This window comes from Amycolatopsis sp. NPDC104775, assembly GCF_055583325.1.
This window is the reverse complement of record NZ_JBVJOE010000014.1, coordinates 19,874-38,797: the sequence shown is the minus strand read 5'-3', so window position 1 is coordinate 38,797 and position 18,924 is coordinate 19,874. Positions and strand designations below refer to the sequence as shown.

17 protein-coding genes are annotated in these 18,924 nt (G+C 68.0%); 10 read left to right on the top strand and 7 right to left on the bottom strand.

The genetic code is table 11. The features are described 5' to 3' along the window. Nucleotides 1-3: 3 nt before the first annotated feature. Both ACZ63D_RS39260 and ACZ63D_RS39255 read left to right on the top strand, forming a co-directional pair. Nucleotides 4-1,422: an RNB domain-containing ribonuclease gene (locus ACZ63D_RS39260; RefSeq protein WP_465359400.1), complete on the top strand. Its 1,419-nt coding sequence runs from the start codon at nt 4-6 to the stop codon at nt 1,420-1,422. Continuing rightward, nucleotides 1,419-2,183, top strand: coding sequence for a helical backbone metal receptor (locus tag ACZ63D_RS39255; protein WP_465359399.1), 765 nt, complete (start codon nt 1,419-1,421; stop codon nt 2,181-2,183). Before ACZ63D_RS39260 ends, ACZ63D_RS39255 begins: the two co-directional genes overlap by 4 nt. Here ACZ63D_RS39255 and ACZ63D_RS39250 read toward each other — a convergent pair. Together ACZ63D_RS39250 and gabT are read right to left on the bottom strand one after the other, a co-directional pair. Next, complete coding sequence (locus tag ACZ63D_RS39250) at nt 2,164-3,591, bottom strand: aldehyde dehydrogenase family protein (protein WP_465359398.1); 1,428 nt, start codon at nt 3,589-3,591, stop codon at nt 2,164-2,166. The two genes, ACZ63D_RS39255 and ACZ63D_RS39250, sit on opposite strands and share 20 nt — an antisense overlap. After that, nucleotides 3,588-4,943: a 4-aminobutyrate--2-oxoglutarate transaminase gene (gabT, locus tag ACZ63D_RS39245; protein ID WP_465359397.1), complete on the bottom strand. Its 1,356-nt coding sequence runs from the start codon at nt 4,941-4,943 to the stop codon at nt 3,588-3,590. The genes ACZ63D_RS39250 and gabT overlap by 4 nt, the downstream gene beginning before the upstream one ends. Before the next feature lie 104 nt (nt 4,944-5,047). On the opposite strand from gabT, the gene ACZ63D_RS39240 reads away from it, so the two are divergent. Beyond that, on the top strand, nt 5,048-6,466 hold the full coding sequence (locus tag ACZ63D_RS39240) for a PucR family transcriptional regulator (protein WP_465359396.1): 1,419 nt from the start codon (nt 5,048-5,050) through the stop codon (nt 6,464-6,466). Here the strand turns inward: ACZ63D_RS39240 and ACZ63D_RS39235 are convergent. Together ACZ63D_RS39235 and ACZ63D_RS39230 are read right to left on the bottom strand one after the other, a co-directional pair. Then, entirely contained in the window at nt 6,459-7,199 is a 741-nt protein-coding gene (locus ACZ63D_RS39235) for a cache domain-containing protein (protein WP_465359395.1), read from the bottom strand. The genes ACZ63D_RS39240 and ACZ63D_RS39235 overlap by 8 nt on opposite strands. A 32-nt stretch (nt 7,200-7,231) precedes the next feature. After that, complete coding sequence (locus ACZ63D_RS39230; RefSeq protein ID WP_037815737.1) at nt 7,232-7,975, bottom strand: FadR/GntR family transcriptional regulator; 744 nt, start codon at nt 7,973-7,975, stop codon at nt 7,232-7,234. Nucleotides 7,976-8,088: 113 nt separating this feature from the next. Between ACZ63D_RS39230 and ACZ63D_RS39225 the strand changes: the two genes are divergently transcribed. From ACZ63D_RS39225 to ACZ63D_RS39205, 5 genes are all read left to right on the top strand, one after another. Continuing rightward, on the top strand, nt 8,089-9,504 hold the full coding sequence (locus tag ACZ63D_RS39225; RefSeq protein WP_465359394.1) for a gamma-aminobutyraldehyde dehydrogenase: 1,416 nt from the start codon (nt 8,089-8,091) through the stop codon (nt 9,502-9,504). Nucleotides 9,505-9,536: 32 nt separating this feature from the next. Further along, nucleotides 9,537-10,613 carry an ABC transporter ATP-binding protein gene (locus ACZ63D_RS39220; protein WP_465359393.1) on the top strand — a complete coding sequence of 359 codons (1,077 nt, stop codon included), beginning with the start codon at nt 9,537-9,539 and terminating at the stop codon, nt 10,611-10,613. Nucleotides 10,614-10,639: 26 nt separating this feature from the next. Continuing rightward, the gene (locus ACZ63D_RS39215) at nt 10,640-11,848 is read left to right on the top strand and encodes an ABC transporter substrate-binding protein (RefSeq protein ID WP_465359392.1); all 1,209 of its coding nucleotides are present in this window, start codon (nt 10,640-10,642) and stop codon (nt 11,846-11,848) included. A gap of 125 nt (nt 11,849-11,973) precedes the next feature. Beyond that, on the top strand, nt 11,974-12,855 hold the full coding sequence (locus tag ACZ63D_RS39210; protein WP_409183090.1) for an ABC transporter permease: 882 nt from the start codon (nt 11,974-11,976) through the stop codon (nt 12,853-12,855). A gap of 15 nt (nt 12,856-12,870) precedes the next feature. Then, entirely contained in the window at nt 12,871-13,674 is an 804-nt protein-coding gene (locus tag ACZ63D_RS39205; RefSeq protein ID WP_465359499.1) for an ABC transporter permease, read from the top strand. A gap of 66 nt (nt 13,675-13,740) precedes the next feature. Here the strand turns inward: ACZ63D_RS39205 and pip are convergent, their stop codons facing one another. Together pip and ACZ63D_RS39195 are read right to left on the bottom strand one after the other, a co-directional pair. Continuing rightward, the gene (pip, locus tag ACZ63D_RS39200) at nt 13,741-14,688 is read right to left on the bottom strand and encodes a prolyl aminopeptidase (RefSeq protein WP_465359391.1); all 948 of its coding nucleotides are present in this window, start codon (nt 14,686-14,688) and stop codon (nt 13,741-13,743) included. A 96-nt stretch (nt 14,689-14,784) separates the two neighbouring features. After that, nucleotides 14,785-15,759 carry a right-handed parallel beta-helix repeat-containing protein gene (locus ACZ63D_RS39195; protein WP_465359390.1) on the bottom strand — a complete coding sequence of 325 codons (975 nt, stop codon included), beginning with the start codon at nt 15,757-15,759 and terminating at the stop codon, nt 14,785-14,787. 234 nt (nt 15,760-15,993) lie between these two features. On the opposite strand from ACZ63D_RS39195, the gene ACZ63D_RS39190 reads away from it, so the two are divergent. Both ACZ63D_RS39190 and ACZ63D_RS39185 read left to right on the top strand, forming a co-directional pair. After that, nucleotides 15,994-16,941 carry an undecaprenyl-diphosphate phosphatase gene (locus tag ACZ63D_RS39190; protein ID WP_465359389.1) on the top strand — a complete coding sequence of 316 codons (948 nt, stop codon included), beginning with the start codon at nt 15,994-15,996 and terminating at the stop codon, nt 16,939-16,941. Between the two features lie 16 nt (nt 16,942-16,957). Continuing rightward, a complete protein-coding gene (locus tag ACZ63D_RS39185) occupies nt 16,958-17,896 on the top strand; it encodes a cytochrome c oxidase assembly protein (protein ID WP_465359388.1) in 939 nt (312 codons plus the stop codon). 32 nt (nt 17,897-17,928) lie between these two features. Here ACZ63D_RS39185 and panB read toward each other — a convergent pair whose 3' ends face one another. Then, entirely contained in the window at nt 17,929-18,816 is an 888-nt protein-coding gene (gene panB, locus ACZ63D_RS39180) for a 3-methyl-2-oxobutanoate hydroxymethyltransferase (protein WP_465359387.1), read from the bottom strand. Nucleotides 18,817-18,924 lie beyond the last annotated feature (108 nt).

Here is an 18,924-nt window from a genome sequence, read left to right as displayed (position 1 = left end):
AACGTGCCGCCACTCGTGCTGAGGACACCAGCGTCGGGAGGGGACTTCGGTCGTCTCCGGGCGGAGTTCGCGCTGCCGGAGTCGTTCGGGCCCGCGGTGCTCGCGGAGGCCGAGGCGGCCGTGGTCGATCCGCTCGCATCGGCAGGCGGCCGCGAGGACGCCACTGACCTGCCGTTCGTCACGATCGATCCGCCAGGGTCCAAGGACCTCGACCAGGCGATGGTGCTCGAGCGCCGCGCGGGCGGTTTCCGGGTGCAGTACGCGATCGCGGACCTGGCGGCGTTCGTCCCGCCGGGCGGGGCGCTCGATCACGAGGCGCGGCGGCGCGGGCAGACGCTGTATCTGCCGGACGGCAATGTCCCGTTGCATCCGCCGGTGCTGTCGGAGGGGGCGGCGAGCCTGCTGCCGGGCGAGATCCGGCCGGCGGTGCTGTGGACGATCGATGTCGACGAGGCCGGGGAAATCGTCGCCACCCGGGTCCGGCGGGCGCTGGTGCGTTCTACCGAGCAGCTTGACTACGAAGGCGTCCAGGCTTCGCTGGACGCCGGGCGGCCGCATCCGTCGGTGGCGGCGCTGCCCGAGCTCGGCCGGTTGCGGCGCAGTCTCGCGGTGCGGCGCGGGGCGGTCGAATTGCAGTTGCCGGAGCAGGAAATCAGCGGCGACGTCGACGGCGGCTGGATTCTCGCGCGCCGGCCGCGAACGGTCGTCGACGCCTGGAACGCCGAAATCTCTTTGCTCACCGGGATGGCCGCGGCGCGGATCATGATTGACGCCGGGATCGGGGTGCTGCGGACGCTGCCGTCCCCGGAGCCGGACGCGGTGGAATGGCTGCACCGGTCCGCGACGGCGGTGGGGCTGGCTTGGCCGGTCGAGCAGACAGTGTCCGAGTTTTTGTCTACTTTGGATCCGGGGCAGCCCGCCTCGATGGCGTTGTACGCGGACACCACGCGGCTGTTGCGGGGCGCGGGATACACGGCCTTTGCCGGGGAACTGCCCGCGGTTACCACGCATGCGGGAATCGGCGGCGCGTATGCGCACGTCACGGCACCGATCCGGCGGCTGGTCGACCGGTTCGGCACTGAGGTGTGCCTCGCGGTGACGGCCGGGCGCGAGGTGCCGGACTGGGTGCGGGAGGCGTTGTCCGAAGTGCCCGCACAAATGTCCGCTTCGGACAGTCTGGCCGCGCGGGTGGAACGGGCGTGCATAGATCAGGTCGAAGCGTGGGTACTCGCTGAGCATGTGGGTCGCGAATTCACCGCGGTGGTGTTGCGAGCGGACGAGAACCGGGCGGAGATCCTGGTCGAGCATCCGCCGGTGATGGCGAAGTGCTCCGGCGAGAAGTTCCCGGAGGGCGAGCGGATCGCGGTGCGGCTGACCGAAGTGGACGTCGAGCAGCGGAAGGTGTCGTTCGAACGAGTATGAGGAACGCGGAACTGGTCGACGATCTCGGCGAGCCGGTGCCGATCGAGGGCTCGCCGCGGCGGGTCGTGTCGCTGGTGCCGTCGCTGACCGAGGCGGTCGAGGTCAGCGCGCCGGGGCGGCTGGTCGGGGCGACGGACTACTGTACGCATCCGGCTGATCTGGACGTGGAACGGGTGGGCGGGTCGAAGTACCCGAAGCTGGACCGGGTGCTGGCGCTCGAACCGGATCTGGTGCTGGCGAATTCCGAGGAGAACCGGCCGGAGGACGTGGAAACCCTGCGCGCCAACGGGATTCCGGTGTTCGTCATGGCGGCGGCGGAGTCCGTGCCTGCCGCGCTCGGGTCGTTGCGGCGGATTTTCGGCCAGGTGTACGGCATCGACGAACCGGAATGGCTCGACACCGCGGACGAGTTGTGGCGGGAAGTGGCACCGGTGCGGTACCGGGCGGTGATTCCGGTGTGGCGCAAGCCGTGGATCGTGTTAGGGCGCGACACGTTCGCTGGCGACGTGCTGCGCCGAATCGGGATCGAGAATGCCTACTCAGGACACTCCGAGCGCTATCCCCGGCCGTCGCTGGAAGAACTCCAGAAGACCGGAGCCGACCTGGTCGTACTGCCCGACGAGCCGTACGAATTCACCCAGGACGACGGCCCCGGCTTCTTCCCGGAGATGCGCCCGGTGCTGATTTCCGGGCGCTACCTCACGTGGTACGGACCGTCCCTCGTGGACGCCTACGCGGCGCTCAGAGAGTCAGTCCGGTAAGGACAGTCACGCGTTCCTCGGTGAAGTCCGCCATCGCCGCGGCCGGGCCTTCCCGGCCGACGCCGGAGTCCTTCACGCCGCCGTAAGGCATCTGGTCGGCGCGGAAGCTCGGCACGTCGCCGACCAGCACGCCGCCCACCTTGAGCCGCGCCGACACGTCGAACGCGGTCGGCAGGTCGCGGGTGAACACGCCGGTCTGCAAACCAAAGCGGGAGGCGTTGATCCGCTCCACTCCGTCGTCCACAGAGGACACCCGGACCAGCGAGACCACCGGACCGAAAACCTCGTCCGCCATCACCGAAACGTCCTCGGGAACTTCGGAGAGCACGGTCGGCTCCACCGTCGCACCCGAACGGCCGCCGCCGGCCAGCAGCTTGGCCCCGGCGGCCACCGCGTCGGTCACCCAGGACTCGACCCGCGAAGCGGCAGCCTCGTTGACCAGCGGACCGACGTCGACGCCGTCCTCGCGCGGGTTTCCCGTGCGCAGCGCGGCAACCTGCTCCAGCACCTTCTTCTGCAGCTCGTCGTAGACGTCGGTGTGCGCGTACACGCGCTGCACCGAGATGCACGACTGCCCAGCCTGATACATGGCGAACGTCGCGATCCGCTGCGCGGCGAAGTCCAGGTCAGTCCAATCCGGACAGACCAGTACCGCGCCGTTTCCGCCGAGCTCCAGCGCGACGTGCTTGCGCGGCACGCTGTCGCGGATCGCCCAGCCGACCGGAACCGAACCGGTGAACGACACGACGGGCAGCCGCGGGTCCTTCACCAGTTCAGCGGTCGCCTCGTTGCCCAGCGGCAGGATCGACCAGCTGCCCGCCGGAAGGTCCGTCTCGGCAAGGATTTCCCCGAGAAGCAACGCGGTCAGCGGCGTCGCCGGGGCGGGCTTGAGCACGATCGGCGCGCCGACCGCGATCGCCGGGGCGACCTTGTGCGCCACCAGGTTCAGCGGGAAGTTGAACGGCGTGATGCCCAGCACCGGGCCGCGCGGCACGCGCCGGACGAGCGCGAGCCGTCCGGTGCCGCCCGGGTCGGTGTCGAGGCGCTGCAGGTCGCCGGAGAACCGGCGGGCTTCCTCGGACGCCCAGCGGAACGTCGACACCGCACGGCCGACCTCGCCGCGCGACCACTTCAGCGGCTTGCCCGATTCGGCGGTGATCAGCTGGGCGATTTCCTCGGTCCGCTCGGAAAGCCGCCGCGAGATGTGGTCGAGCGCGCCTGCCCGGACGTGCGCGGGAAGCGTCGCGAACTCGTCGGCGACGTCCGCCGCGGCCTGGACTGCGGATTCCACTTCGGACGGTCCGGGCACGTAGTGCGAACCGGCTTCGGAACCGTCGAACGAATGCCGGACGACGGTCGTTTCACTGCTGGTGACCGGCTTTCCGGCTACCCAGAACGGTAAAGTCACTTGCGGGCCTCCGTGCGGATCGCGTACTCGAGAACGGCGAGGCCTTCGTCGAGCAGCTCGGTGGACAGGGACAGCGGGGGAAGCAGCCGGACGACGTTGCCGTACGTGCCGCAGGTCAGCACCACGACACCCTGCGCGTGGCAGGCGGCGGCGATGCGCTTGGTGAGGTCGGCGTCCGGCTCGTTCGTGCCCGGCTTCACGAACTCGGCCGCCAGCATCGCGCCACGCCCGCGGACATCGCCGATCACACCGGTTTCCCCGGCCAACGCCCGAAGTCGCGGCAACACCCGCTCTTCGATGCGCTGTGCGGAACCGGCCAGGTCCTCATTGCGCATGGTCTCGATCGCGCCCAGCGCCGCGGCGCACGCGATCGGGTTGCCGCCGTAAGTGCCGCCGAGTCCGCCCGGGCCGACGGCGTCGAGCAGTTCCGCGCGCCCGGTCACCGCGGCGAGCGGCAGGCCGCCCGCGATGCCCTTGGCCGTGCACACCAGGTCCGGGACGACGTCCTCGTGCGCGGAGGCGAACCAGCTGCCGGTGCGGCAGAAACCGGTCTGCACCTCGTCGGCGACGAACACGACGCCATTCGCCTTGCACCACGAGGAAATCGCGGGCAAGAAACCGGGAGCGGGTTCGATGAAGCCACCCTCGCCCTGGATCGGTTCGAGCACGACGGCCGCGACCTGGTCGCCGCCGATCTGCTTCTCGATCCGGTCGATCGCCTGCCGCGCGGCCTCCGGGCCGGCCAGCCCGTCGCGGTATGGGTAGGAGCCCGGCACGCGGTACACCTCGGGCGCGAACGGACCGAAACCGTGCTTGTAAGGCACCGATTTCGCGGTCATGCCCATGGTCAGGTTGGTGCGGCCGTGGTAGGCGTGGTCGAACACCACGACGGCCTGGCGACCGGTAGCGGTGCGGGCGATCTTCACCGCGTTCTCGACTGCCTCGGCGCCGGAGTTGAACAGCACCGACTTCTTCGCGTGGTCGCCCGGCGTCAGCTCGGCCAGCGCCTCGCACACCTCCACGTAACCCTCGTACGGGGTCACCATGAAACAGGTGTGGGTGAACAGCGCCGCCTGCTCGCGCACCCGGTCGACCACCTCGGGCGCGGAGTGCCCGACGCTCGTCACCGCGATCCCGGAACCGAAGTCGATCAGCACGTTGCCGTCGGCGTCGGTGAGCAGGCCGCCGCTGGCGGAGGTGATGTAGGCGGGCAGCGTGGACGCCACCCCGGCGGCGACCGCGTTCGCGCGGCGCTCGTGCAGTGCGCGGGAGACGGGCCCGGGGATCTCGGTCTGCAGCCTGCGCTGCCGGGGTGCCGGAGCCTGCGGCTCGGCGGCGGTGCTGGTGGTCAAGGCTCGCTCCTGTACGCGTGGGTGGGTCGCCCCTCAGGATGGGGCTTGCGCCGCCCGCCGTCAGCTGGCCGTTCTGTCCAATTCGGCAGCTACAATTGGCCGTTATGGCACTCACCCTGCGGGCGCTGGCCGCCGAACCCGCCCTCGGCCTGCGCGTGGTCGCGGGCGAGGCCGGGCTGGACCGCCCGATCGGCTGGGTGCACCCGACCGAGCTGACCGACCCGCAGAGCTTCCTTGAAGGCGGGGAACTGCTGCTCACGACCGGTCTGACGCTCTACAGCGCGACGTACGCGGCGTACGTCCGACGGCTGGTCGATGCGGACGTCGCCGGGCTAGGTTTCGGCGTCGGGCTGAGCCACGCGAAGGTGCCGGACGCCTTGGTGGCGGCGGCCGACGAGGTCGGCTTGCCAGTGCTGGAGGTGCCGCGGAAGACGCCGTTCATCGCGATCACGCGCGCGGTGTCCCGGTCCGTCGCTGCCGACGAGTACGCCGCGACGGTCCGGATCGGCCGCGCCCAGCAGGAGTTGACCCGCATCGCGGTCGGCCGCAGCGGTGCCGGGGGAGTGGTGCGTAGACTCGCACGGCTCATCGACGGCTGGGTGGTGCTTTACGACTCGGCCGGACGCGTACGCGAAGCCTCGTCCGCCAAGGCACGCAGTGTCGAACTCGACGTCACTGGCCTTCGCGCGGGCACGCGCGTGGTGTCTCATGGCGACGACGAGGTCGTACTCCAGACCCTGCACACGCGCGGCGCGTTGGCGGTCGGCACTGCGGAACCGTTGGACAGCACCGGCCAGCACATCGTCAACACGGCTGTCTCGCTGCTTTCCCTTGCCCTGGAACAGGATCGAGCCCAGCGGGTTTCCCTCTCCCAACTGCATACCGGCGTACTGGAGCTGCTGGCCGCTGGACACCACGAGCTGGCGCGCGAGGTCGTACCGGATCTTCCGCGGGAACCGTGGACAGTGCTGGCGGTAAAGGGGAGCAAGTCCGCCCGGAATACGCTGTACGAACGACTGGAAACCCTTGCCGGGCAAGTGTTCGCCGCCCATCGCGGAGACAAGCTGATCGTCCTGGCCGAGAACGACGAGGTAAGCGCGATCGTCGCGGAAACCGGGGAATTCCACAGTGGACTGTCTGCCGCCAAAGAGTTCCCGACCGCGCTCCGGCAGGCGGAAGAAGCGGCCGAGGCAGCGCGGACGCAGCGAGTGCCGCTGCTGCGCTACGCCGACCACGCTGGTGCCGGACTGCTCGGCTTGGTCGATCATCAAGCCGCCCAAGCGTTTTCCGATCAGCTCCTCGCTCCGCTGCGCGAGTTCGACCGGACCGGACGCGGCGATCTGGAGCTGTCCCTGCGCTGCTGGCTCGAACACCACGGCCACTGGGACCTCGCCGCGACGAAGCTCGGCGTGCATCGGCACACCTTGCGCAACCGGGTCACTAAAGTCGCCGAGCTGCTGGGTCGGGACCTCGACGCGCCGGGCGTCCGCGCGGAGCTGTGGTTCGCGCTCCAGATCAGGTAGTGACCAGCAGCGTGATCGGCGAATCCCCGCACCGCCGCAACGTCATCCCGCCCGGCGCGGTGTACGGTTCCGCCCCGGACGCCCACCAAGCAGGCACGTCGATCTCGCGCACCAGCGACCCCGTCGCCTTCCGCACGCTGTTCGACACGATCACCCGTCCCTGCGCGTTGAGCAACGCGGCGGTCCGGCCGAGCGCGCGCAGCCGGCGACTCACCGTGCGCTCGAACTCGCGCACATACACGTCCGCACCAACGACTCCGGCGAATTCCTCACCGCGCGTAACGGGAACCGTGAAGGTGAGCGTGTACTCGTCGGTGCAGAGATAGTCCACGTACGGCCCGTTGACGTGTCGCCGTCCGCTGTCGCGCGGGACGGTGAACCACGATTGCCGCGTGTAGTCAAGGAAATTAGGACTCTCCGGATCCAGGCTGATGAACAGCTGTTCCGGCGCCTCGTCTTCGGTGCGGCAGGAGGTCCACCACTCGAAGCCGAGTTCCTGATCGGCCAGGACGTTCGGCGCGCTCACGAAGCCCGCGCCGACCACCAGGCCGCCGAGCGCCTCGATGACCTGCGGCCGGATCGCGTGCAGTGCCTCGGCGCTCAGGTCGCCCGGTTCGGCGAGCAGTGTCTCCGCGGCGGCCAGAACTGGTTTCAGGCGCGCGAAAATCTCCTCGACGAGGGAGGAAACCTGGGTCACTACCTCTTCGCCGGTCAGCGTGCGGGTGTCGGTCACGATGCTCACCTCGTGATGCGGGTCATCGGAGCTTACGGCGTTTCGAGGGTCAGGTGCAGATCCGCGAGCCGATCAAGCGCGCCGAGAAGGTGTTCTTCGGTCAAGGCGCGCGCCCGATCGCCGTCGGCCGAGGCGATCGCGGAGACGATCGCCTGGTGCTCAGCGTAGGACCCACGGCAGGTTTCCTTGTCGCCGAGGGGCGCCCAGAGCAATACGCCGTGTTCGCTTTGCAGCTGAACTTCCTGGTTGGTGAGCCGCGGGGACTGCGCGGCGGCGGCGACTTCGAGGTGGAAGTGCCGTTCCGCGCGGGTCGCGTCGGGGCCGCTCGCGCCGAGGAGGTCTTCCGCGGTGAGCCGGAGCCGTTCGAGATCTTCGGGGGTGCTGCGTTCCGCGGCGAGTTTCGCCGCCGAGCCCGCGACGGCGAGGTAGTGGTCGCCGAAGTCGCGAAGTTCAGCCATTGAGACCAATCGCAGGCGTTCGGCCCACGAGCTCTGCGCGGGCCAGTCCGGAGTGCGCACGAAGCTGCCGCCGCCGCGCCCGCGCCGCGTTTCGACGAGACCCTGCTGCCGGAGCACCGCGAGCGCCTCGCGCACGGTGACCGTGGAGACGCGGAACTGCGCGGCGAGTTCGGCCTCGCTCGGCAATTGCTCGGCGTCGTCGAGGAGACCGAGCGTGATGGCGTCGAACAGCCGCGCCGCGACCGCCTCCGCGCGCCCCACCTGTTCCAGCGGGGCGAACATCGCCAGTCGTGCGCTGTTCGACATCTCCTTGCGCATCGTTGGTCCACCCGTCTCGGCATCCGTTGGAGCCAATCCTGCCCCAGGGCCTTGTCATTTGAAATATGGAGTTATATGTTTCATCCTGCCACGGAGAGTCAGGAGGCGCACGCGTGCTGGAGTTGAAGCACTACATCGGCGGGACTTTCGTCGACTCGCTGTCCGGAAAGGTCGCGGAAATCGTCGACCCGGTCACTGGGCGTGCGTACTGCACCGCGCCGGTCGCCGGAGCCGAGGACGTGGACCGCGCGCTGAAGGTCGCCGCGGAAGCGTTCGAAAGCTGGCGCGAGACCACCCCGGCGCAGCGGCAGCTCGCACTGCTGAAGATCGCTGACGCGCTCGAAGCTCGCGGCGAGGAAATCATCCGGGTCGAAGCGAAGGACACCGGCAAGCCGTTCGCGCTGACCATGGAAGAAGAACTGCCCGCGGTCATCGACCAGGTGCGCTTCTTCGCCGGTGCCGCGCGCGTGCTCGAAGGCCGCTCCGCCGGCGAGTACATGGAAGGCCACACGTCGTTCATCCGCCGCGAGCCGGTCGGCGTCTGCGCGCAAGTGACGCCGTGGAACTACCCGCTGATGATGGCGATCTGGAAGATCGCGCCGGCGCTCGCCGCGGGCAACACCATCGTGCTCAAGCCGTCCGACACCACTCCCGCCTCCACGCTGCTGCTCGCCGAGATCTGCGGCGAGCACCTGCCCGCCGGCGTGTTCAACGTGATCTGCGGCGACCGCGACACCGGGAGGGCGTTGGTGGAGCACGACATTCCGGCGATGGTGTCGATCACCGGTTCGGTGCGCGCGGGCATCGAGGTCGCCGGTTCGGCGGCGCACGACGTCAAGCGCGTCCATCTCGAACTGGGCGGCAAGGCCCCGGTGATCGTGTTCCCGGACGCCGACCTCGAAGCCGCCGCCGAAGCCATTGCCGCGGCCGGATATTTCAACGCGGGCCAGGACTGCACCGCGGCGACCCGGGTTCTGGTGCACGAGGACGTGCACGACACGTTCATCAACGCGCTCACCCGCCAGGCCGAGGCGAACAAGACCGGCACGGGCGACGACGTCGCCTTCGGCCCGCTCAACAACGCCGCGCAACTGGAAAAGGTCTCCGGCTTCATCGACCGGCTGCCGGAGCACGCGACCGTCCACTGTGGAGGACGGCGATCCGGCGACGAGGGCTATTTCTACGAGGCCACCGTGGTTTCCGGTCTCCGCCAGGACGACGAGATCATCCAGAACGAGGTCTTCGGCCCGGTCATCACCGTGCAGCGCTTCACCGAGGACGACGAGGCGCTCAAGCACGCCAACGGCGTTCCCTACGGCCTCGCTTCCTCGGTGTGGACCAAGGACCACCAGCGCGCCATGAAGTTCTCGGCGAAACTCGACTTCGGGTGCGTGTGGATCAACACGCACATTCCGCTCGTGGCCGAGATGCCGCACGGCGGGTTCAAGCGGTCCGGCTACGGCAAGGACCTCTCGCTGTACGGCCTCGAGGACTACACCCGCGTCAAGCACGTGATGAGTGCGCTGTAGCCGTCGTGACCAGATCCATCGGAAGGCCTGTCATGCCCCATCAAGCCCCCGCCGAGACCCGGCCGCCGGGAAGGCGTCCGCAGTCCGCGCAGCCGGCGATCCGGCTCACCGGACTGGAAAAGCACTTCGACAAGGTGCGCGCCGTGGACGGGGTCGACCTCGACATCCCGCCCGGCGAGTTCTTCTCGATGCTCGGCCCGTCCGGTTCCGGCAAGACCACCGTGCTGCGGATGATCGCCGGGTTCGAACTGCCCACCGCGGGCACGATCGAACTCGAAGGCAAGGACGTGAGCCAACTGGCTCCGTTCGACCGCGACGTCAACACCGTGTTCCAGGACTACGCGCTCTTCCCGCACATGACGGTGCAGCAGAACGTGGAGTACGGCCTGAAAGTCAAGCGGGTCGCGAAAGCCGAACGCCGCGAACGCGCGAAGGAAGCGCTGCGCACGGTGCGGCTGGAGGATTTCGGCGATCGCAAACCGTCGCAGATGTCCGGTGGACAACGGCAACGCGTAGCACTTGCCCGCGCTCTCGTGAATCGCCCGAAAGTGTTGCTTTTGGACGAACCCCTTGGCGCGCTTGACCTCAAGCTCCGCCAGACCATGCAGATCGAGCTCAAGCAGATCCAGCGCGAGGTCGGCATCACCTTCGTCTTCGTCACCCACGACCAGGACGAGGCGCTCACCATGAGCGACCGGATCGCCGTGTTCAACGCGGGCCGGATCGAACAGGTCGGCACCCCGGTCGAGGTGTACGAGCGGCCGGCAAGTGCTTTCGTAGCAGGGTTTGTCGGCACGTCGAACCTGCTCAGCGGGCGCGGCGCGGAGGCGGTGATCGGCAGGCCGGGCGTGTACAGCATCCGGCCGGAGAAGATCCGCATCGACGGAGACCTTGCGTCGCCGGCCGGTCCCGGAGAGACTTCTGCGACCGGTTCGGTCACGGATGTCGTTTATGCCGGTTCGACGGTGCGCTACGCTGTCGCGCTCGATGCCGGGGGCCAATTGTCCGTGGTCCGCCAGAACACCAGCGAGCCGACCGAGTTCGCCGACGGTCGCGTTCGCCTGCGCTGGCGCCGCGAACACAGTTTCCGGGTCCCCGAAGCCGGCTAGTTCCTCACGGGAAGGTTTCTCTCGCTATGAAGAACAGGAAGACGCTGCTCGCAGGGCTGTGCGGCGTGAGCCTCCTGCTCGCTGCCTGCGGCACCTCGGGCTCCGACTCCAAAACGGGGTCGGCGCCGGGCGCACAGGGCTTCACCCCGCCGAAGCTGAACGCGCTGACGCAGCTCGGACAGCCGGAAGGCCAGCTGAACGTGCTGGCGTGGCCCGGTTACGCGGAAAACGGCCAGAACGACGCGAAGGTCAACTGGGTCACCCCGTTCGAGCAGCAGACCGGCTGCAAGGTCAACGTCAAGCCGTTCGGCACCTCGGACGAGGCCGTGACGCTGATGAAGACCGGGCAGTACGACGTGGTCTCGGCGTCCGGCGACGCCTCGCTGCGGCTGGTGGCCTCGGGCGACGTCGAGCCGATCAACACCGCGCTGGTGCCGAACTACAACGACATCTACCCGTTCCTCAAGAACAAGTCGTGGAACAGCGTCAACAACGTCGCCTACGGCATCCCGCACGGCTGGGGCGCGAACGTGCTGGCCTACCGCACCGACAAGGTGCAGCCGGAGCCCACGTCGTGGTCGCCGATGTTCGACGAGAAGACGCCGTACAAGGGCAAGATCATCGCCTACGACTCCCCGATCTACATCGCCGACGCGGCGCTGTACCTGATGGCGCACCAGCCTGATCTGGGCATCAAGAACCCGTACGCGCTGGACGACAAGCAGTTCAAGGCCGCGACGGACCTGCTCAAGAAGCAGCGCCCGCAGGTCGAGGAGTACTGGTCGGACTACCTCAAGGAAACGCAGTCGCTCAAGAGCGGCGACGGCGTGATCGGCACCGCGTGGCAGGTGACGGTGAACCTCGCGAAGAGCGAGGGCGCGCCGGTCAAGGCCACCGTGCCGAGCGAGGGTGCGACCGGCTGGTCGGACACCTGGATGGTGTCCGCTAAGTCGCAGCACAAGACGTGCGCGTACAAGTGGATGGACTACATCACGAGCCCGAAGGTGAACGCCCAGGTCGCCGAGTACTTCGGCGAGGCCCCGGCGAACTCCAAGGCCTGCGCGGAGTTCAAGGACAAGTCGCTGTGCGACACCTACCACGCCAACGACGCCGCGTACGCCGCCAAGATCCAGTACTGGACCACGCCGATCCCGCAGTGCCTCGACGGCCGCACGGACGTCAAGTGCAAGGACTACGGCGACTGGACCCGGGCCTGGACCGAGATCAAGGGCTGAACCGACTCTCGCGGATGCCGGTTCCCACCGCGCCGGCATCCGCGAGTCCGCCGGGGGCCGCGGGCCCTCCCCAATGTTCCCGCGGCCCTCGGCTTTTCTCCCTCCGCACCCGAAAGCGCTAAGACATGACCGCCGTGAGCCCGCCGAGTCACCGCATCTCGGCCTTCTTCCACCGCAAACCCCAGCTGCGCCTCGGCCTTCTCCTCACCGCTCCGATGCTCTGGCTCGGCCTGGCCTACCTCGGCGCGCTCGCCGCCCTCTTCATCACGGCCTTCTGGTCCACCGACGTCTTCACCGGCAAGGTGGTCACCGACTGGTCCTTCGACAACTTCGTCACTCTTTTCAGTGATTCTGTTTATCGCACGATCACGTTCCGCACCGTCGGCATCGCGTTGCTGGTGACCGTGATCGACGCGGTGATCGCCTTCCCGATGGCCTTCGCCATGGCCAAACTCGCCTCGCCCAAGGCGCAGCGCGTGCTGGTGATCATGGTGATGACGCCGCTGTGGGCGAGCTACTTGGTCAAGGCGTACGCGTGGCGGACCCTGTTGTCCGGCAACGGAGTGCTGAACTGGCTGCTGGACCCGCTCGGCCTGTCCGGGCCGGGATACGGCGTCACCGCGACCGTGATCACGCTGTCCTATCTCTGGCTTCCGTACATGATCCTGCCGATCTACGCGGGCCTCGAACGGCTTCCGGTGTCCCTGGTGGACGCTTCCGGCGACCTCGGCGCGAAATCGTTCCGCACGTTCCGTTCGGTGATCCTGCCGCTGACGTTCCCGGCGATCGTCGCGGGCTCGATCTTCACCTTCTCGCTGTCGCTCGGCGACTACATCGCGGTGAAGATCGTCGGCGGCACCTCGCAGATGCTCGGAAACGTCGTGTACGACAACATCGGCGCGGCCAACAATCTGCCGTTCGCCGCGACCGTCGCGACGGTTCCGGTCGTGATCATGCTCGTCTACCTGGCCGCGGTGCGTCGCACCGGTGCGCTGGACAACCTCTAGGAGACCGCCGTGCGGATGTCGAAACCCGCCCGGGTGCTGTTGTGGACCGCGCTCGGAGCCGGATTCGCGGTGATCTACTTCCCGCTGCTGGTGGTCCTGCTGAACTCGGTGAACGCGGACACCACGTTCGGGTGGCCGCCGAAGAGCTTCACACTGGAATGGTGGGGCCGGGCGATCACCAACGAGGGCGCGCTGAACGCCTTGTGGACCAGCGTGATCGCCGGGCTTTCGGCGACGGCGATCGCGTTGGTGCTCGGCACGATGGCCGCGTTCGCGTTGCAGAAGTACCGGTTCTTCGGGCGCAACTCGTTGTCGTTGCTGGTGATTCTGCCGATCGCGCTGCCGGGCATTGTCACCGGTATCGCGCTGAACAACGCGTTCCGGACGATCTTCGGACTGGACCTCGGGCTGATGACCGCGATCGTCGCGCACGCCACGTTCTGCATCGTGGTGGTGTTCAACAATGTTGTCGCGCGGTTGCGGCGGATGGGCGGGAATCTCGAAGAAGCGTCGATGGATCTCGGCGCGGACGGGATGACGACGTTCCGGCTGGTGACGTTCCCGATGCTGCGATCCGCTTTGCTGGCGGGCGGATTGCTGGCGTTCGCGCTGTCGTTCGACGAGATCATCGTGACGACATTTACGCTCGGCACCGGCATGGAAACACTGCCGATCTGGATTTACAACAACCTGTTCCGGCCGAACCAGGCTCCGGTGGTCAACGTGGTCGCGGCGGTGCTGATCATCGTCTCGACGGTGCCGGTCTACCTGGCACAGCGGCTTTCCGGCGGCGACAGCACGAGCGGCGGCCGGATCTAGCTCCGCGAAGGTCTGTGAGGGCCGCCTTGAGGGAAGCAGATTCCCTCAAGGCGGCCCTCACGGCTTTTACCGGAAGCTGTCGGTGGCCTCGCGGAGGGCGGCGAGGATGCCCGGGTCGGTGACGGCGTGGCCGGCGGACTCGGTGAGTTTCAGCGTCGAGCCAGGCCAGGCACGGTGCAGCTGGTACGCCGTGATGGGCGGGCATACCGCGTCGTAACGCCCTTGCACCAGCACTCCGGGAATCCCGGCGAGCCGGTCGGCGTCCCGGATCAGCTGGCCTTCTTCGAGCCACGCACCGTGCCGGAAGTAGTGCACGGCAAGGCGAGCGAACGTCAGCGCGAACTCCGGGTTGGCGTATTGGTTCACAAAGGACTGTTGGGGCAGCAACGCCACCGTCGCGCCTTCCCAGACACTCCAAGCGATCGCGGCCCGCTCCCGCACCGCACGGTCGGGGGAGTGGAGCAGTTCGGCGTACCCGGCTAGCGGGTCTTCCCGCTGCCGCTCGTTCAGCGGCTCAAGAAAGGCGTCCCATTCGGCGGGGAAGAGATTCGCCGCCCCGCCGCGGTAAAGCCAGTCCAATTCCCGCTGGCGCACGGTGAAAATCCCGCGCAGCACCAGTTCCGACACTCGTGACGGGTGGGTTTCCGCGTACGCCAGGGCAAGCGTCGAGCCCCACGAACCACCGAAGAGCTGCCAGCGGTCGATGTTCAGTCGTTCGCGCAGCAGTTCCATGTCAGAGACCAAGTGCCACAACGTGTTTGCCGACAGGTCATCGTCGCCCGCGTTGGGGGTGCTGCGGCCGGCGCCGCGCTGGTCGAACAGGATGATCCGGTACGCCTCGGGGTCGAAGTGCCGCCGGGTCATCGGGGCGGTGCCGCTTCCCGGCCCGCCGTGCAGTACCACCACCGGTTTCCCTTGCGGATTCCCGGCTTCCTGGCAGTAGATCCGATGCCCGTCGCCGACGTCCAGCATTCCGTCGGCGCGCACCGGGGTCGGCGGGTACAGCTCGTCCATGCCGGACACTCTTCCCGAAGACGTCCGGCTTGTCGCAAGTAGGGTGGGGGCCCGCCCCCGCCGCCGGGCTGAGCGGGCCCCCGTCTGTGATCGCGGTCAGCAGCCTGGTGTCGCGGCTACGTTCGCGAAGCCCTTCCCGGCGTTCGTCACCTTGTTGCTGGCGCAGACCTTGTTCCCGGTGGCCGCCTTGACCACGTAGAACCCGTAGGCCGAGGGCGCCTGCACGTCCGCGGTGTTGTCCGAGAAGGTGTTGTTCTGGCCCCAGCCGTCGACCTGCACGTGGACCTCGAAGGATCCGTAAGTCGCGTCGTGCACGAAGACCTTGCTGCCCTTGTTGCCGGTGACCAGGTATCCGTTGCCCTTCACGTCGACCCAGCTGTCGGCGTAGTTCTCGCCGCTCTGGCCGGTGCCGTCGAAGGTGTTGCCGCGCAGTTCGCCGCCGGTGGTGCCTTCCTTGACGTCGATCGATTCCGCGCGCACGTTCGGGCCGATCTTGTTGCCGATCGCCTTGTTGCGGTCGCTGTGATCGGGCTTCCCGTCCGGCCAGTTGCTGTTCGCCGAGCCGAAGTAGATGCCCTCGCCGAAACCGCCGTTTTCCTTGCCGGTGTCGGAGATTTCCGAGTTCTGCACGACGTTGTCGCTGCTGCCGTGCTGGAAGTGGATGCCTTCGTTGCCGATGCCGGTCACCTTGAGCCCGTCCACCAGCGTGTGGTTGACGCCCAGCGCCATCACGCCTTTCTGGCCGCCGGTGACGGTGAACCCGGACAGCGTCCAGTAGCTGCCGGTCAGCTCGATGGTGCGGCCGCCGGACGCCTGCACGACCGCGCTGCGCGGGCCGGTGAGCGTGATCCGCCCGTTCGCGGTGCCGTTGACGGTGGCCTTGAAGTTGCCGGTGTAGGTGGTGTTCGTGGCCAGCTGGATCGTGGTGCCCGGCTTGGCCGAGGCCAGCGCCGTCTTCAGTTCGGCGGAGTTCTTGACCGGGACGGTCCCGGCGGACGCCGCGGGTGTGGCGAGTGCGAGCAGTGCTGCGGCTCCGGCGGTGACCGCCAGAACTCGATCGCGGACGCGCATTCCAACCCTCCTCGTCGAGGCTCGATGACTTCGGATGCGGCGTGCGCTCACGCTAAAACATCGAGAGAACGCTGGTCAAGTACATGATTGATGTTCATGGATGTGAACAGAATGAACACGGGATGGCCGGGAAGTGTCGGCTGCTTCTGTTCCCGCCCGGCTTGCTCGGAGTTAACCCGAACCCCGGTAGCTTTTCCGCGGAATGCCCGAACTGCGGTGAGAAAGGCCCGGTGAATGTCCGCGGTCAGCTACCTCGAGTCCATTGTCGTCGGCGCTTTGCAAGGCGTGTCGGAATTGTTTCCGGTGTCCAGTCTCGGACACAGCGTCCTGTTGCCCGCGCTCGTCGGCGGAAGCTGGGGACGCGACCTGAGCATCGGGAAGGATTCGCCGTATCTCGCCGTGCTGGTGGCGATGCACGTCGCCACCGCGATCGCGCTGATCCTGTTCTTCCGGCGCGACTGGGTGCGCATCGTCACCGGCCTGTGGACGTCGATCCGCCGCCGCGAGGTCCGCACGGCTGATCAGCGGCTCGCGTGGCTGCTCATTCTCGCCACGATTCCGGTCGGAATCGCCGGGCTGCTGCTGGAAAGCCTGCTGCGCGACGTCCTCGGAAAACCGGTACCGTCGGCGATCTTCCTGGCGCTCAACGGCGGTGTGCTCTACGCCGCGGAGAAGTTCTCGCGCAAGCCCGCCGCGGCGGTCTCCCGTGAGGAGGAGACGATCGACTTCAGCGCCGAGGACACGATGGTGATGCGCGCGGTGACGGTCGACGAGGCCACCGACGTCCGGCTGTCGAAGCTGAGCGTGAAGGAGGCCGTGCTCATCGGGTCGGCGCAGATTTTGGCTCTGCTGCCCGGAATCAGCCGCTCCGGCATCACCATGGTGGCCGGTCTGCGCCGAGGGCTCGACCACGAGGACGCTGCCCGTTTCGCCTGGCTGCTGGCGACCCCGGTGATCCTCGCCGCGGGTGCGTTGAAGATGCCGACGCTGTTCACGCCGGAGAACAAGCCGTCACTAGGCCCGGCGCTGGTCGGGAGCGTGGTGGCGTTCGTGGCGTCCTATATTTCTGTCCGTTTTCTGACGAAATACTTTGAAACGCGCACCTTGACCCCCTTCGCCATCTACTGCGCGGTCGCCGGAATCGGCAGCCTGATCTTCTTCGCGGTCTCAGGGGCGGCGTAAGGCGCAATTTCGCCGGGTGCACACTGAACGCATCGAAATCGTGCCTGACCTGCCGCCGCTGAGCGGATCGACGCTGTTCACGGCCTGGACCTTCGACGTCCCGGCCGTCCTTGTCGCGCTCGCGCTCGGCGTCGGTTACGTCGTGGCGGCCCGCCGTCAGGAGTGGCCAGCCGGACGGACCACAGCGTTCCTGTGCGGGCTGGCGACCCTCATTCTGGTCACGTGCTCGTTCCTCGGCGTGTACGACACGACGCTGTTCTGGGTCCGCGCTACGCAGAACACAGTGCTGCTGATGGTCACGCCGCTGCTTCTCGCGCTAGGCGCGCCTGTGACGCTACTGATGCGCACGGCTCCTCCCAGGCTCGCCGCGTGGCTGCGTACGCACGGCCGTGGCCGGTTCGCGCAGTTCATCACCTTCCCGCTGTGCGTCACCGTGGTGCTCATCGCGCCGTTCCTGCTCATCTACCTCACGCCGCTGTACGAGCTTTCGCTCGACTCAGCGGTCGTCGGCGGCCTCGTGCGCGTAGCGCTTGTACTGGCTGGCTTCCTGTACTTCTACAGCCGCGTGCAGCTGGATCCGACGCCGCGCAAAGGCTCGCACCTGGTGTCGGTGTGGATCTCGTTCACCGAAGTGGTGTTCGACGGCGCGCTCGGGCTCGTGCTGTGGCTCGGCCCGCTGCTCGCGCCCGCGCACTACGACGCGGTGCACCGCGACTGGGGACCGGACCGGCGCACCGACCAGATCATCGGCGCGGGCGTGCTGTGGATCGGCGGAGACGTCGCCGGGTTGCCGTTCGTCGGCGCGCTCTTCATCAGGTGGGCGCGCGACGACGAAAAACGGGCGAAACGGCTCGACAAGAAGCTGGACGAGGAGGCAGCGGCAGGCGAGGCACCGGCGAAGGGATTGTGGTGGGAGAACGATCCGGAACTCGCCGAACGGTTCCGCCGCTCGTGAGTGCCGGCTCGCACCGGCACTCACGAGGCAGCTCAGTGGAACGCGTGTTCCGGCGCCGGGAACTCGCCGCGCCGGACGTCCTCGGCGAACGCCGTCGCCGCGCTCTGCAGCACCCCGGCGACATCGGCGTACCGCTTCACGAACCGCGGCGCCTTGCCGCGGCGCAGCCCGGCCATGTCCTGCCAGACCAGCACCTGGGCGTCGCAGTCCGGACCGGCTCCGATGCCGACCGTCGGGATCTTCAGTTCGTGCGTGACGCGCTTGGCCGCCTCGGCGGGGACCATCTCCATCACGACCGCGAACGCGCCGGCTTCCTGCAGGGCCAGCGCGTCGGCGAGCAGCTTGTCCGCCGCTTCGCCGCGCCCCTGCACCCGGTAGCCGCCGAGGTTGTGCTCGCTCTGCGGGGTGAAGCCGATGTGTCCCATGACCGGGATCCCGGCCGAGGTGAGCGCCTCGACGTGCGGCGCGAACCGGTGCCCGCCTTCGAGCTTGACCGCGTGCGCCCGGCCCTCCTTCATGAACCGGACGGCCGTGGCCAGCGCCTGCTCCGGGGAAAGCTGGTAGGAGCCGAACGGCAGATCGGCCACGACGAGCGCGCGTTTCACCGCCCGGGTGACCGAGCGGACCAGCGGGAGCAGTTCGTCGACCGTCACCGGCAGCGACGTGTCGTAACCGAACACGTTGTTCGCCGCGGAGTCGCCGACCAGCAGCACGGGGATGCCTGCCTCGTCGAAAAGCTCGGCGGTATACATGTCGTAAGCGGTGAGCATCGGCCACGGTTCGCCGCGGTCCTTCAGCTCGCGCAGATGGTGAATCCGGACTTTTCGCGGCTTGGCCGTGCCGGTGCTCGCGGGGCCGGTTCCGTAAGGGGCGGCCACCTCGCCGGCGGCGCCATCGGGTTGGGCAGACTGGGCAGACATCGTCGTCGACCGTCCTTCCCTCGAGGCCTCGCGGAGGTCCCCGGGTCGTGGAGTCAGTACCGGACACAGCGTGACACGCGCGCCGGAGGGCCCCAAGGTCGTGCGACC